We start from the raw sequence: 13,556 nt of genomic DNA on the forward strand, positions 1-13,556 counted from the left end.
GTGCGGCGGCGGAGTCCCCGACCGCCGTCGCACCGCATCCCTCGACCGACAGGAGTGCCACCATGACCACCGTCGAACCCGCCCTCGAGACGGCGCCGAGCGCGGTCGAGGGCGAGCGGCTGACGGCCCCGCCGGGACCGGACGCCTCGCGCGCTCGCCGACGCCGGGGCGGTCTCACCCCCTACACGCTGCTCACCCCGGCCATGATCGTGCTCGCCTTGATCGTCGGCTGGCCGCTCCTGCAGCTCATCGTCACCTCCTTCCAGCGGTTCGGCCGGGCCCAAGTGTTCGGGGCTCCGCCCGAATGGGTCTGGTTCGAGAACTACGCGGACGTGCTCAGCGACCCGGTCTTCTACGGCGTGCTGGCGCGCACGCTGATCTTCTCGGGCGTCTGCGTCGTGGTCACCATGCTCCTCGGCACGCTCATCGCGCTCATGATGATGCGGCTCCCCAAGGGGTTCCGCCTGCTGTTGTCGGTCGGCATGCTGCTCGCCTGGGCGATGCCGGCACTCACGGCGACGGTCGTCTGGGGCTGGATGTTCGACACCGCCTACGGTGTGGTCAACCACGTGCTCGTCAACTGGTTCGGCCTGGAGCAGTACTTCCAACACTCCTGGCTCATCGACCCGCTGAGCTTCTTCTTCGTCGCCGGCATCATCATCGTCTGGGGCGCGATCCCGTTCGTCGCCTTCACGCTGTACGCGGGCCTCACGCAGGTGCCCGACGAGGTGCTCGAGGCGGCACAGCTCGACGGGGCAGGCGGGTTCAAGCGGTTCCGGCTGATCGTCTTCCCCTTCCTGAAGCCGATCTTCCTGATCGTGACGATCCTGCAACTCATCTGGGACCTGCGCGTCTTCACGCAGGTCTTCGCGCTCCAGGACATCGGCGGCATCCGCGCACTCACCAACACGCTCGGCGTGTACATCTACCAGACCTCGATCGCGGGCGGCGACTTCGGCCAGGGCGGAGCGATCGCCGTGATCACGGCGGTGCTGCTCATGTCGATCTCGATCTACTACGTACGCCAGGTCACGAAGGAGGAGGAGCTGTGAGCCGCCGCGTCACGACCTGGGTGCTGAGCGGAGCGTCCGTGGTGCTCTTCGCGTTCTTCGTGTTCCCCGTCTACTGGATGGTCAACACGTCGTTCCAGCCGAACAACGAGATCCGCGGTTCGGAGCTCCACTTCTGGCCCGACAACTTCACCCTGCGCAACTACGAGACGGTGCTCTTCGACCCCGGCCGGACTCCGTTCCTGCCGGCTGCCGGCAACTCGCTGGTCATCACCATCCTCACCGTCGTCATCGCCCTGGTCTTCGCGTTCCTCGCCGCGGTCGCCGTCACCCGCTTCAGGTTCAAGAGCCGGCGCACGTTCATCATCGCGATCCTCGTCATCCAGATGATCCCGGGTGAGGCGATGATCGTCTCGGTCTTCCGAGTCATCGACGGCTGGCAGCTGCTGAACACGATCCTCGGTCTCACACTCGTGTACATCGCGACCGTGCTGCCGTTCACGATCTGGACCCTTCGCGGCTTCGTGAACGGCGTACCGGCCGAGCTCGAGGAGGCCGCGATGATCGACGGATGCTCCAGAGCCGGTGCGTTCTGGCGCGTGACGTTCCCCCTCCTCGCGCCCGGCCTCATCGCGACGGGAGTGTTCGGCTTCATCCAGGCGTGGAACGAGTTCATCATGGCGCTCGTGCTGAACGCGCGGCCCGAGATGATGACCCTGCCCGTCTGGCTGCGCACGTTCCTCGTGGCCACGGGCACGACGAACTGGGCCGGGCTCATGGCCGGTTCGACCCTCATGGCGATTCCGGTGATCGTGTTCTTCCTCATCGTGCAGGGCCGCATGACGAGCGGCCTGGTCGCGGGAGCCGTCAAGGGATGAGCGAGCGCAGTGACGCCGGCGCGGGGCACGACCTGCGCCGGGACATCCTCACCACGCTGCTCCCGGGGTTCGACGGCACCGAGGCGCCCGAATGGCTGCTCGGGATGCTCGAGGACGGCCTCGGCGGAGTCTGCATCTTCGGGCAGAACATCGCGGATGCCGCACAGCTCCGCACCCTGAACGCCTCGCTGCGGTCGGCCAACCCGCTCGCGGTGATCGCGATCGACGAGGAGGGCGGCGACGTCACCCGGCTCTTCTACGACAGGGGTGCCCCGTACCCGGGCAATGCCCTGCTGGGCCGCATCGACGACCTCGAGCTGACCGCGTCGGTCGCACGATCGGTGGGCGAGGCCCTCGCCGCGACCGGCTGCACCGTCACCTTCGCTCCCGACGTGGACGTGAACTCGAATGCCGACAACCCCGTCATCGGCGTCCGGAGCTTCGGCGCCGACGCCGCGCTCGTCGCCCGACACGCTGCCGCGTGGGTGCGCGGGCTGCAGCAGACGGGCATCGCTGCGAGCGCGAAGCACTTTCCCGGTCACGGTGACACCGCAGAGGACTCCCACCTCGCGCTGCCGGTCGTCGACGTGTCGCTCGACGAGCTCCGCGCGCGTGAGCTGGTGCCCTTCCGTGCCGCGATCGCTGCCGGCGCACGCACCATCATGACCTCGCACCTGCTGCTGTCGCGGATCGACCGGGAACATCCCGCGACCCTGTCGCCCCGTCTCGTGCGCGGGCTGCTCCGTGAGGAGCTGGCGTTCGACGGGGTCATCGTGACGGATGCACTCGACATGGCCGGCGCGAGCGGCGAGCGCGGCATCCCCGAGGCGGCCGTGCAGGCGCTCGTCGCCGGATGCGATCTGCTGTGCATCGGCTCCGACAACACCGAGCGGCAACTCGACGAGATCGTCGCCGCCGTCGAGGTCGCGGTCGCATCGGGTCGGCTGCCCGCGGGCCGCGTGCGCGACGCCGCGGCCCGGGTGCGGGCGCTCGCGACGTTCCCGCTCGACGTCTCCGGCCGAACCGCGGAGGGAGAGGCGTCTGCCGCGACGGAGGCCGAGTTGCTCGATCGGCTCGCCGCGGCCTTCGAGGTGTCGGATGTCGCGCGCGCGCGTCTCTCCGCGGCATCCGGGCACGGCACCATCGTGCGGGTGGACACCGAGGCCAGCATCGCGGTCGGCAGCGCTCCGTGGGGGCCGTTCGCGGCTGCGGTCCACTCGCCGGACGTGAGCGCCGCCCTCGGCGCGATCGTCGTGCTCGAGGAGGGCCGCGCGATTCCCGACGCGGCGTCGCTCGCGGGCCCCGTGCTCGTCGTGGGCAGGGACCTGCACCGGCATCCGTTCGCCGTCGCAGCGGTCGATGCGCTGCGATCCGTCCGCGACGACGTCGTCGTCATCGACATGGGCTGGCCCTCGCACGACCGGTCGTACGCCGACATCGCCACGTTCGGTGCATCGCGCCTCGTGGGCCAGGCGCTCCTGCGTCTGCTGGGTATCCTGAACCGGACCGGATCCCCCGCAGTCACCGCCAGCGTCGTTTCCTAGGAGATCTCCACATGGCCGAAGTCGTGATCGTCGATGACGAGGAGGCCGCGGGCGCGCTCGTCGCCGACGCGATCGTCGCCCTCATCCGTCGGAAGCCCGACGCCGTGCTCGGCCTCGCGACCGGATCCACGCCGCTCGCGAGCTACCGGGCGCTGGCCTCGCGCATCGCCGACGAGCGCATCGACGTGCGCGGCGTGCGCGGGTTCGCCCTCGACGAGTACGTGGGGCTCCCGGCAGGGCACCCCGAGAGCTACCGCTCGGTCATCACCCGTGAGGTCGTCGAGCCGCTCGGGCTCACGCCCGAGCTCGTGCGCGTGCCGAACGGCGATCCGGCGAGCATCCGCACCGCGGGCGCCGACTACGAGGCGTCGCTCCTCGCGGCGGGCGGCGTGGACCTCCAGATCCTCGGCATCGGGCGCACCGGGCACATCGGGTTCAACGAGCCCGGGTCGTCGCTCGCGTCGCTCACCCGGGTGAAGACGCTGACCGAGCACACGCGCGAAGACAACGCGCGGTTCTTCAATTCGCCCGACGACGTGCCCATGCACTGCATCACCCAGGGCATCGGCACGATCCTGCGCGCGCGCCACCTCGTGCTGCTCGCGTTCGGCGAGGCGAAGGCGCGCGCGGTCGCGGCCGCGGTCGAGGGTCCGGTCTCTGCGAGCCAGCCCGGATCGGCGATCCAGCTGCACCCGCACACGACGGTGATCGTCGACGACGCTGCGGCATCGGGCCTCGCGAACCTCGACTACTACCGGCATGCCTGGGCGCACAAGCCCGACTGGCAGCGCATCTGATCGCGCGAGCGCGAAGCGCCGCTGCACCGCTCCTCGAGTCGCCCGATTGTGGCGAGATCCTGGCGGCTCGGTGGAACGGCGGCGGCCGGGTTCGGCGGGCCGGGTTCAGTGGGGGAGCACCTCGGGGAGCATGGCGAGGTAGCCGTCTTCGTCGAAGTCGGGCGCGACGGCGCGCTGCACCATGAAGCCCGGCAGCACGGCCAGCGCGATCGGCGTGACCCGGGCGGCCCACTCGTCGGGATCGCCATCGACGCGACCCGGCTCCGCGGCCGCCCATTCGGCGAATGCCCGGCGTACCGTCTCACGAACCCGCACGAAGACCGAGCGCACGAGGTCGCGGATCTCGTCGTCGACGACCGCCTCGGCCCAGATCTGCACGAGCACCCCGCCGAACGGCTCGTGCCGCATGCCGTCGATGAGGGTCGCCATCACCTGACCCGGTGAGAGGGGACCGCCGACCGCGTCACGGCGAGCGTCGAGCTCGGTGACCCGGGCGTCGAGCACGCGCGCCGCCATCGCGGAGAGCAGCTCGCGCTTGCCCGCGAAGTGGCCGTAGATGGCGCCGGCCGACAGGCCGGACTCGGCGATGATGTCGGCCATCGAGGTGCGCTGGATTCCCTGCACGGTCACGCGCCGCAGGGCGGCGGCGATGATCTCGTCGCGCCGCGCTGCGCGGTACGCCTCGGTCACCTTCGGCATCGGCACTCCTCTCGAGAAACCGAACGAACGTTCTTGACAAGCTTACGCGAGAGGAGAACCATAAAAGAACGAACATTCTTTTTATATGGAGGATCTGATGTCACATCCGGATGTCCCGCAGGGCCGAACCCCGTGGGGCCGCGTGCTCGCCTTGGCACTCGCCCTGGCGGCCATCGTGGCGGTCATCGTGATCGCCTTCGCGTGGCCGTCGATCACGAGCGAGCCCAAGGACCTGCCGATCGCCATTGCCGGGCCCGCGCAGGCCGTGACTGCAGCCGAGCAGGCGGTCGACACCCAGGCCGAGGACGCCGTCGCCTTCACCGAGGTCGACGACCGCAACGCAGCCGTCGCTGCGATCGAATCACGCGACGTCTACGGAGCCATCGTGCTCGGCCCCGAGCCCGAGGTGCTCACGTCGTCGGCGTCGAGCCTGGCGGTCAGCCAGCTGCTCACCGGCGTCGCCGCCCAACTCGAGAACGGGGTGAACGAGCAGGCTGCCGCCGCGGCCGCTGCGGCGGGTGCTCCGAGTTCGCCACCACGCATCGAGGTCGCCGTCACCGATGTCGTCCCGCTCGCCGATACCGATCCACGCGGCACGGGGCTCACAGCGGCGATGTTCCCGCTCGTGCTCGGCGGCATGCTGGGCGGCATCGCCATCTCGCTGGCCATCATCGGTGCGATGCGACGAGTGCTCGCGGGGCTCGTGTACTCCGTCGCCGGCGGCCTCGTGCTGACCGGCATCCTCCAGGGCTGGTTCGGGGCGCTCCAGGGCGACTACTGGGTGAATTCGGCCGCCATCGCGCTCGCACTCGCGGCGATCGCCGCCCCGATCACCGGATTCGTCGCGCTCTTCGGGCGAGTCGGCATCGCCGTCGGGCCGATCGTGATGCTGCTCGTCGCGAATCCGATCTCGGCGGCGGCCGTGCCGAAGGAGTTCTACCCGGTTCCGTGGGGCGCCATCGGGCAGTGGTTCCCGCCGGGTGCCGCGGCGACGCTCGTTCGCGAGCTGTCGTACTTCCCGGCCGCCGACATGCTGTTCCCCTGGCTGGTGCTGGCCGCATGGGCGCTCGGCGGCACCGTGCTGTCGCTCGTCGGCCACTTCCGCGAGGCCGGCGCGGAGCCCGATGCTGAGGCGGCGATCGACACGGAGACGCACTCCGAACCGCTCGTCACCGCCTGAGTGCGCCCGGGTCAGCCCGCCAGCTGCTTGCGCCCGTTCAGGATGCCGCTGATCGCCGCCACGACGGCGAACACGACCGCGACGATGGGCTGGCCGAGCATCCACCACCCGATGGCGGCGGCCGTGAAGACGGCGATCTCGACGAGCGCCTTGCCGAACGGGTCGACCCGGAACACCGCCTTGGGCGAGACGAACAGCGCCCACAGCAGGATGGCGAGGGCGGGTGCACCGAGGCCGATGAGCACGCCGGGCCACGGCAGCGGGAAGGCGAGGAAGCCCCAGATGCCGAGCGAGACGAAGGCGAAGAGCTCGAGGAAGAACCGGAGGATGTCGTTGGGCCCGACCTTCGGCATGTTCGGGTCGGACTCGCCCGGGACTGCGTTGCTCACGGTGTTCCAGCCTACCCGTGACGTCGGCGTGCGTCGGGTAGAATGGTCCCGGTCGTGGCGCCCCCCACGGCCCTGGGCGCGCACATGAGCGCGTAGTCGACCCGCACGGTGAAGATGCCCGAGCGGGGAACGCCGTCGGAGAGACATCCCAATGTCCGTCACCGAACCCGCGCGCCTGCGCGGACCCCGCCTGCCGTGGCCTGCACTCATCGTGCTCGCCGCGGCAGTCTTCCTGTCCATCACCGTCGAGATGATGCCCACCGGGCTGCTGCCCGAGATGAGCGAGGGCCTCGGCGTCGCCGAGCCGCTCGTCGGCCTCCTCGTCTCGGTCTTCGCCTTCACCGTCGTCATCACGTCGACCCCGCTCACCGCCCTCACCGCACGGATGCCGCGGCACGCGTTGCTCGTCGCCGTGCTCGCCGTGCTCGGCGTCACGACGCTTGCGTCCGCGGTGGTGCCCGAGTACTGGATGCTCATCGCCATCCGGATCGTCGGAGGCCTCGCGCACGGCGTGTTCTGGGCCATCGTCGCGGCGTACGCGTCGCGGCTCGTGCCCCGCGACCAGATCGGCCGCGCGGTCTCGGTCACGCTCGCCGGCGGAACGCTCGCGCTCGTCGCGGGGGTGCCGGCCACGACCGTGTTCGGGCAGGCCGTCGGCTGGCGGTGGGCGTTCGCGATCGTCGGGGCGCTGACCCTCGCGGGCGCAGGGCTCGTCTGGCGCCTGCTGCCTCCCGTCGCGGTGACGGCCGAGCGCACCGTGGCTCGGTTGCGGCGCGGCGACGTGTCGCTCGGTCCCGTCCTCGTCGTGTGCGCCGTGACCGCCGCGGTCATGCTCGGGCAGTACGCCGTCTTCACGTTCGTCGCTCCGATCATCACCGACGTCGTCGGGCTGCCGCCGACTGCCGTCGGACCGCTGCTGTTCGTGTACGGCGCGACCGGCGCGATCGGGCTGGTCGTCGCGGGGTCTCGCCTCGGCCGGAACCCGATTCGCGCCCTGGTCGTGGCGATGGTGATCGCGGCGGTTGCGCTCGCCGTGCTCGGCGCCGCCCCGGGCGCCGCCGGGTCGATCGCCGCGTTCGCCGTGTGGGGGCTCGCGTTCGGCGCCATCCCGCCGCTGCTGCAGATCCGGCTGCTCCAGGCGGCGCCGCCGGCCCATCGGGATGCGGCGAGCGCCCTCTATACGACGGGGTTCAACATCGGCATCGGCGGGGGAGCGCTCGTGGGCGCGCTGGCGTACGAGTGGATCGGCGTGCAGAGCCTGCCGTTCGCGTACGCCGCGGTGCTCGCCCTGGTGGCGGTCGCGCTGGCCAGGCCGGCGTTCGGCGTTGCCGCCGCCCCGACCCAGCCGCGCACGTCACCCGCGACCGCGTCGACCGGTTCGGTGCAGACGCAGTCGGTGTAGTGCGCACGCGGGTCAGGCGAGCTGCGCGCCCGCGGCCCACACGGCGTCGACGGTGAGGTCGGGCGAGAGCACCACGGCGTCGGCCGCGTAGCCGGGCTCGAGTCGTCCGAGGTCCTGCGCCCGGCCGACCGCCGCGGCGGGCGCCACGGGGAGCGCGCGCACGGCGTCCTCGAGCGCGATGCCGCACTCGACGCCGGCACGTCGCAGCGCCCCGTCCTGCGTGCGCGTCGAGCCGGCGATGGAGCCGCCCTCGACGAGCCGGGCGACGCCGCCCGCCACGAGCACGTCGAGCGAGCCCAGCAGGTACCGGCCGTCGGCGGCGCCGGCCGCCGCCATGGCATCGGTGACGAGGGCGACGCGGCCCGGCGCGCCCGCGAAGGCGAGCCGCACCACGTCGGGATGCACATGGACGCCGTCGTTGATGATCTCGAGCGTCACATGGCGGGCGTGCATGGCCGCGACCACGGGTCCGGGAGCGCGGTGATGGATGCCCCGCATGCCGTTGAACGCGTGCGTGAGGATCGAGGCTCCGGCATCGAACGCGGCGAGCGCGGTCGCGAAGTCGGCGCCCGTGTGTCCGACCGCGACGGCCACGCCGGCCTCGACGAATCGCGCGGTCGCCTCGGCTGCTCCCGGGTGCTCGGGTGCGATGGTGATCTGCCTGAGCGTGCCGCCCGACGCGTCGAGCAGACGGTCGACGGATGCCGCATCGGCCGTTCGGAGCAGGGCGGGGTCGTGCGCGCCGCGGAACTCCTGGTCGAGGAACGGCCCCTCGAGATGGGCGCCGAGCACCCGGGGGTCGGACGCGGCGACGCCCGCGATCACCTCGAGGCGCCGCGCGAGCACATCGACGGGGGCGGTCACGAGCGAGAGCACCGAGCGGGTGGTGCCGTGGGCGACATGCACCGAGAGCGCCGTGCCGATGGCGTCCTCGCCGTCGTCGACCGACGCACCGCCGGCACCGTGGCAGTGGAGGTCGATGAACCCCGGCACGAGGTGGCGGTTCGCGGCATCCGTGACCGCGGCATCGGCCGGCAGGTCGGAGCGCCAGGCTTCGCCGACGCCGCGAGCGGCGACCCGGTCGCCGGCGAACCGCACCCATGCATCGGCGACCACCTCGCGGCCGCTGACGAGCCGGGCCGAATGGATGACGGTCGTCGCCGAGGTGCTCACTCCGCCACGATAACGTCGTAGCCCGCGTCCGTCAGGCGCCGCCGCTGGTCGTTGGTGGCGCCCGCGTCCGTGATGACGGTCGGGAACAGCCGTCGGTGCCCGATCGCCGCGAAGGCCCGCTTGTCGATCTTCGACGCGTCGGCCACGATCACCGGATGCGTCGCGCGTGAGGCCATGAGGGCGTTCACGGCCGCCTCGCGCTCGTCGTGCGACGTCGGGCCGACCTCGGGATCGACGCCGTTCACGCCGATGAACGCGAGATCAAGGGTGATGCTGCCGAGCACCGCATCGGTGTACGCGCCCACGAGCTCGTACGAGCGCGCATGCACGACGCCCCCGGTGACCACGGTCTTGATCTGCGGCCGCATCGCCAGCTGCATCGCGATGTTGATGGCGTTCGTGACGACCGTGAGGCTGGGCTCGTGCGAGGGCTCCATGATGTCGGCCCGCGACATGAGCGCGTCGGCGATCGCGGTCGCGGTGGTGCCGCCGCAGAGCCCGATCACGGCCCCACGGGGGACGAGTGAGCTGGCGGCCCGGGCGATCGACGCCTTGGCCGTCGGGTTCTGCTGGTTCTTGTAGCGGATGGGGAGGTCGTACGCGACCGAGTGGGCGACGGCACCTCCGCGCGTGCGCGTGAGCAGCTGCTGCTCCGCGAGCGCGTCGAGGTCGCGGCGCGCGGTCGCGGGCGACACTCCCAGGCGGTCGACGATCGTGTCCACCTCGACCTGGCCGTTCTCGGCGAGCAGGTCCAGCACGGCACTCAGGCGTTCTGCGCGATTCATGCGCCCTCCCCGGTTGCGAAGAGTTCGAGCAGGCGTGCGGCCTCAGCGCGCACGGCAGTGCGGCCCTCGGCGATGTACCTGCGTGAGTCCACGACATCGGGATGCGCTGCGAGGAAGGCGCGAACGGCACCCGTGAAACCCGCGTTCAGGTGCGTGGACACGTTCACCTTCGTGAGCCCCGAACGGATGCCGCGGACGAGCGTCGCGTCGGGGACACCCGAGGACCCGTGCAGCACGAGGGGCACCGACACGGCCTGCGCGAGCCGGGTGACGAGTTCGAGGTCGATCGACGCGGTTCGCTCCGTCATCGCGTGCGACGAACCGACCGCGACCGCCAGCGCGCCCACACCGGTCTCGTCCACGAAGCGAGCGGCCTCGCTCGGATCGGTGCGGACGCCAGGCGCGTGCGCCCCGTCCTTGCCGCCGATCTCGCCGAGCTCGGCCTCGACCAGCACGCCGGCCGCTTCGGCGCGTGCGACGACCCGCCGCGTCGTGGCGACGTTGTCGGCGAACGGCAGCTTCGACCCGTCGTACATGACCGAGCCGAAGCCCCGGTCGATCGCGCGCAGCGCGAGCTCGGGATCCTCGGCGTGGTCGAGGTGCACCGCGACGTCGGCGGTCGACGCCTCGGCGACGGCGAGCGTCGCCGCCGCGATCGGCTCGAAGGCGCCGTGGTAGCGCACGCAATTCTCCGAGATCTGCAGGATGACGGGGAGCCCCGCGTCCTCGGCGGCGCCGGCGAGCGCCTCCGCCGTCTCGAGATGCACGACGTTGAAGGCGCCGATGCCACGGGCCGCGGCGCGCGCCGCGTCGAGCAGGGTGCGGGTGTGCGTGAGGGTCATCGGTCGTCCTCGTCGATGGTGGTGATGCGGACCTCGTCGGCGAGCTCTGCATGGTCGGGCGAGAGCTCGCCCGCGAGCGGCATGAGCACGGCGCTCGCCGACCACGCCGTCGCGCGGCGGGCGAGGCGCGCCCTGGCGTGAGCCGCGGCATCCGTTGCGGCCCAGGGCTCGTCGCCGTCGGCGAGCGAGGAAGCGATCGCGGCGACCACGGCGTCGCCGGCGCCCGTCGCGTTCCCGTGCAGGACTCGCGGCAGCCGTGCGCGCACGGGCACGCCGTCGCGGGGCACGACGAGCAGCCCGTCGGCGCCGAGCGACACGACCACGAGCCGCGCACCGCGATCGAGCAGTGATCGGGCGCCGGCGAGTGGTTCGTCGTGGCCCGTCGCGGCTTCGAGCTCCTCGCGATTCGGCTTGAGTGCCCGGGCCCCCGCGGATGCCGCCGCGAGGATGCCCGAACCGCTCGTGTCGACCACGGTGGGCACGTGCGCCGCGGCGAGCCGTTCGACGAGGCCGCCGAGCTCGTCTGCACCGAATCCCGGGGGAAGGCTGCCGCAGATGGCCACGGCGCGAGCCGTACGCCCGAGCTCCTCGGCAGCGTCGGCCAGGGCGACCGCCTCCGTCGGGAGGAGCGGAGCTCCGGCCTCGTTGAGCAGCGAGGCCTCGCCCGTGCGATCGTCGACGATCGCGACGGTGCGGCGCGTCGCCGCGGACATCGTGATGAGCCGATGCGGCAGGCCGGATGCCTCGAGGTCGGCGCGCAGTTCGTCGCCGGTGGCTCCGCCCGCGGTCGCGAGCGCCAGCACCCGGTGCCCGGTCGCCTGCAGCACCCGCGCCGCGTTCAGGCCCTTGCCGCCGGCGCGGGATGCGCCCGTGGCGACACGGTGCGTGGCACCCGGTTCGAACCGGTCGACGTGCCACGTGAGATCGACGGCCGGATTCGGCGTGATGGTCAGGATCATGCGCCGACGCTCTCGCGTGCGATGAGGGCGGCACCGAGCAGGCCCGCGTCGTCGCCGAGCTGCGCCGGCACGAGCAATGGCCGCCGGTGGAAGCTGAGCCGCGCGTTCACGCGCGCGGTGAGGGGTGCGAACAGTGCGTCCCCCGCGCGTGAGAGCCCGCCGCCGATGACGATCGCGTCGGGCGCGACCGTCGCCGACAACTGGGAGACGGCGAACGCCAGCGCATCGATCGCGGCCTGCCAGACCTCTCGCGCGTCGCCGTCGCCTGCCTCGGCACGGACGAGCACCTCACGTGCCCCGCCGACCGGGCTCCCGCTGCGTTCCGCGTAGCGCCGGGCGATGGCGCCGGCCGAGGCGATGGCCTCGAGGCACCCGCGCGCACCGCAAGCGCACGTGGGGCCCTCTGCCACTGGGGAGTGCCCGATCTCGCCCGCGTAGCCGCCGCCGAGGTGCGGCCGGCCGCCGAGGATGAGCGAACCCGCGATGCCCGTGCCGATGACGAGCACGACCACGTCGTCGTACGCACGGGCCGCGCCCAGACGGTGCTCGGCCCAGCTCGCTGCCGTGACGTCATGATGGAACGCGATCGGGAGCCCCAGGGCGCGCTCGGCGAGGTCGCGGATCGGCGCATCGCGCCAGCCGAGGTTGCTCGCGAAGACGCCGACGCCGCGCTCGGCGTCGACGATGCCCGGGACGAGGAGCCCGGCCGCGACCGGACGCACGTCGGGGGGCGCGTCATGCAGTTCGGCGGCGAGCTCGGCGGGCCGGGCCACGACCGCCTCCGCCGGCTCGTCGCCGTGCGGTGTGGGGGTCCGGCGGAGTCCGAGCACTCGACCGTGCCCGTCGATGAGTGCCGTCTTCGTGTCGGTGCCGCCGACGTCGAACGCCAGCACCGCCTCGCCCGGGCCCAGGTCCGTCTCGTCCATCAGGCGTCGAGCACGACCGAACGGCTGAGGTTGCGTGGCGCGTCGGGGTCGAGACCCTTGGCGCGGGCGCGGGCGAGGGCGACGCGCTGCGCTCGCACGAGCTCGGCCATCGGGTCGAGGGCGCCGGCCTCGAACCGGCCGCCCGTCGCGCCGACCTGTTCGGCGAGGCCCGACGGTGCTTCGCCGAGGCTCCAGGTCACCCGACCTGGCGCGGCGATCGCGATCGGCCCGTGCCGGTACTCCATCGCCGGGTACGACTCCGTCCACGACTGCGAGGCTTCGCGCATCTTGAGCGCCGCCTCGTGGGCGAGTCCGACCGACCAGCCCCGGCCGACGAACGTGAACTGCTCGGCGTCGATGAGCGCGGAATCGAGCTCTTCGGCGAGTGCCCGCTGGGCGTCGTCGATCGCTGCGTCGAGATCCTCTCCCAGCGAGGTGCGGAACAGGGCGAGCGCGGTCGTCGCGAAGCGGGTCTGCACGACCGACTGCTCATCGGCGAACGGAAGCGTCACAGCTTCGTCGACCAGGTCGACGAGCGGTGAGGAGGCGTCGCCGATGACGCCGATCGTCGGCACGCGGCCGCGGAGGCCTTCGACCAGTTGCAGCACCTCGGTGGTCGTTCCCGACCGCGTCAGGGCGACGACGGCATCGTAGCCACGATCCATGAAGGCCTCGGATGCCGCGAACGCGTCGGTCTCGCCGTGGCCGCCCGCCTCGCGGAGCCAGGCGTACGATTGGGCGATGAACCAGGAGGTCCCGCAGCCGACGACGGCAACGCGCGCGCCGCGGGCGGGCAGCAGGTCACGCTCGGCCGTGAGCGCCGCCGTGCGACGCCAGGTTTCGGGCTGGGAGACGAGCTCCGCCTCCATGTGCACGCCGAGGGCTGGTGTGGACGGGTCGGTCATGGCTCTCCAGACGCTCATGCATGGCGCTCGCACCGACGGCGCGAACTGATGACGGATACATGATTGC

14 protein-coding genes are annotated in these 13,556 nt (G+C 71.9%); 6 read left to right on the top strand and 8 right to left on the bottom strand.

The features are described from left to right. Positions 1-62: 62 nt before the first annotated feature. The 4 genes from HUS56_RS17350 to HUS56_RS11995 are packed head-to-tail and all read left to right on the top strand — an operon-like array spanning position 63 to position 4,229. Entirely contained in the window at positions 63-1,052 is a 990-nt protein-coding gene (locus HUS56_RS17350) for a carbohydrate ABC transporter permease (RefSeq protein WP_254431416.1), read from the top strand. Beyond that, positions 1,049-1,888, top strand: coding sequence for a carbohydrate ABC transporter permease (locus tag HUS56_RS17355; RefSeq protein WP_254431417.1), 840 nt, complete (start codon positions 1,049-1,051; stop codon positions 1,886-1,888). The genes HUS56_RS17350 and HUS56_RS17355 overlap by 4 nt, the downstream gene beginning before the upstream one ends. Further along, positions 1,885-3,432, top strand: a complete 1,548-nt coding sequence (locus HUS56_RS11990) for a glycoside hydrolase family 3 protein (RefSeq protein ID WP_173923640.1) — start codon at positions 1,885-1,887, stop codon at positions 3,430-3,432. The genes HUS56_RS17355 and HUS56_RS11990 overlap by 4 nt, the downstream gene beginning before the upstream one ends. A gap of 11 nt (positions 3,433-3,443) precedes the next feature. Continuing rightward, entirely contained in the window at positions 3,444-4,229 is a 786-nt protein-coding gene (locus HUS56_RS11995; protein WP_173923641.1) for a glucosamine-6-phosphate deaminase, read from the top strand. Positions 4,230-4,334: 105 nt separating this feature from the next. Here the strand turns inward: HUS56_RS11995 and HUS56_RS12000 are convergent, their stop codons facing one another. Next, the gene (locus HUS56_RS12000) at positions 4,335-4,928 is read right to left on the bottom strand and encodes a TetR/AcrR family transcriptional regulator (protein ID WP_173923642.1); all 594 of its coding nucleotides are present in this window, start codon (positions 4,926-4,928) and stop codon (positions 4,335-4,337) included. Between the two features lie 97 nt (positions 4,929-5,025). Here HUS56_RS12000 and HUS56_RS12005 point away from each other — a divergent pair, with 97 nt between their 5' ends. Further along, the gene (locus tag HUS56_RS12005) at positions 5,026-6,108 is read left to right on the top strand and encodes a hypothetical protein (protein ID WP_173923643.1); all 1,083 of its coding nucleotides are present in this window, start codon (positions 5,026-5,028) and stop codon (positions 6,106-6,108) included. Between the two features lie 11 nt (positions 6,109-6,119). Here HUS56_RS12005 and HUS56_RS12010 read toward each other — a convergent pair whose 3' ends face one another. After that, a complete protein-coding gene (locus tag HUS56_RS12010; RefSeq protein WP_254431418.1) occupies positions 6,120-6,497 on the bottom strand; it encodes a YrdB family protein in 378 nt (125 codons plus the stop codon). A 151-nt stretch (positions 6,498-6,648) separates the two neighbouring features. Here HUS56_RS12010 and HUS56_RS12015 point away from each other — a divergent pair, with 151 nt between their 5' ends. Further along, positions 6,649-7,899 (top strand): MFS transporter, encoded by a 1,251-nt coding sequence (locus tag HUS56_RS12015; protein ID WP_254431419.1) that lies wholly within the window; start codon positions 6,649-6,651, stop codon positions 7,897-7,899. Between the two features lie 12 nt (positions 7,900-7,911). Here HUS56_RS12015 and nagA read toward each other — a convergent pair whose 3' ends face one another. From nagA to HUS56_RS12045, 6 genes are read right to left on the bottom strand one after another with little or no spacing between them, the layout of a single operon-like run. Beyond that, entirely contained in the window at positions 7,912-9,072 is a 1,161-nt protein-coding gene (gene nagA, locus HUS56_RS12020) for an N-acetylglucosamine-6-phosphate deacetylase (RefSeq protein WP_173923644.1), read from the bottom strand. Then, entirely contained in the window at positions 9,069-9,857 is a 789-nt protein-coding gene (locus HUS56_RS12025; protein ID WP_173923645.1) for a DeoR/GlpR family DNA-binding transcription regulator, read from the bottom strand. Before HUS56_RS12025 ends, nagA begins: the two co-directional genes overlap by 4 nt. Then, complete coding sequence (locus HUS56_RS12030) at positions 9,854-10,699, bottom strand: class II fructose-bisphosphate aldolase (RefSeq protein WP_173923646.1); 846 nt, start codon at positions 10,697-10,699, stop codon at positions 9,854-9,856. The genes HUS56_RS12025 and HUS56_RS12030 overlap by 4 nt, the downstream gene beginning before the upstream one ends. Then, positions 10,696-11,658, bottom strand: coding sequence for a 1-phosphofructokinase family hexose kinase (locus tag HUS56_RS12035; RefSeq protein ID WP_173923647.1), 963 nt, complete (start codon positions 11,656-11,658; stop codon positions 10,696-10,698). The genes HUS56_RS12030 and HUS56_RS12035 overlap by 4 nt, the downstream gene beginning before the upstream one ends. Beyond that, a complete protein-coding gene (locus tag HUS56_RS12040) occupies positions 11,655-12,584 on the bottom strand; it encodes an ROK family protein (RefSeq protein WP_173923648.1) in 930 nt (309 codons plus the stop codon). The genes HUS56_RS12035 and HUS56_RS12040 overlap by 4 nt, the downstream gene beginning before the upstream one ends. Further along, the gene (locus HUS56_RS12045; protein WP_173923792.1) at positions 12,584-13,489 is read right to left on the bottom strand and encodes an SIS domain-containing protein; all 906 of its coding nucleotides are present in this window, start codon (positions 13,487-13,489) and stop codon (positions 12,584-12,586) included. Before HUS56_RS12045 ends, HUS56_RS12040 begins: the two co-directional genes overlap by 1 nt. Between the last annotated feature and the right edge of the window lie 67 nt (positions 13,490-13,556).

Source organism: Agromyces sp. Marseille-P2726, assembly GCF_902809835.1.
Lineage (GTDB): Bacteria > Actinomycetota > Actinomycetes > Actinomycetales > Microbacteriaceae > Agromyces.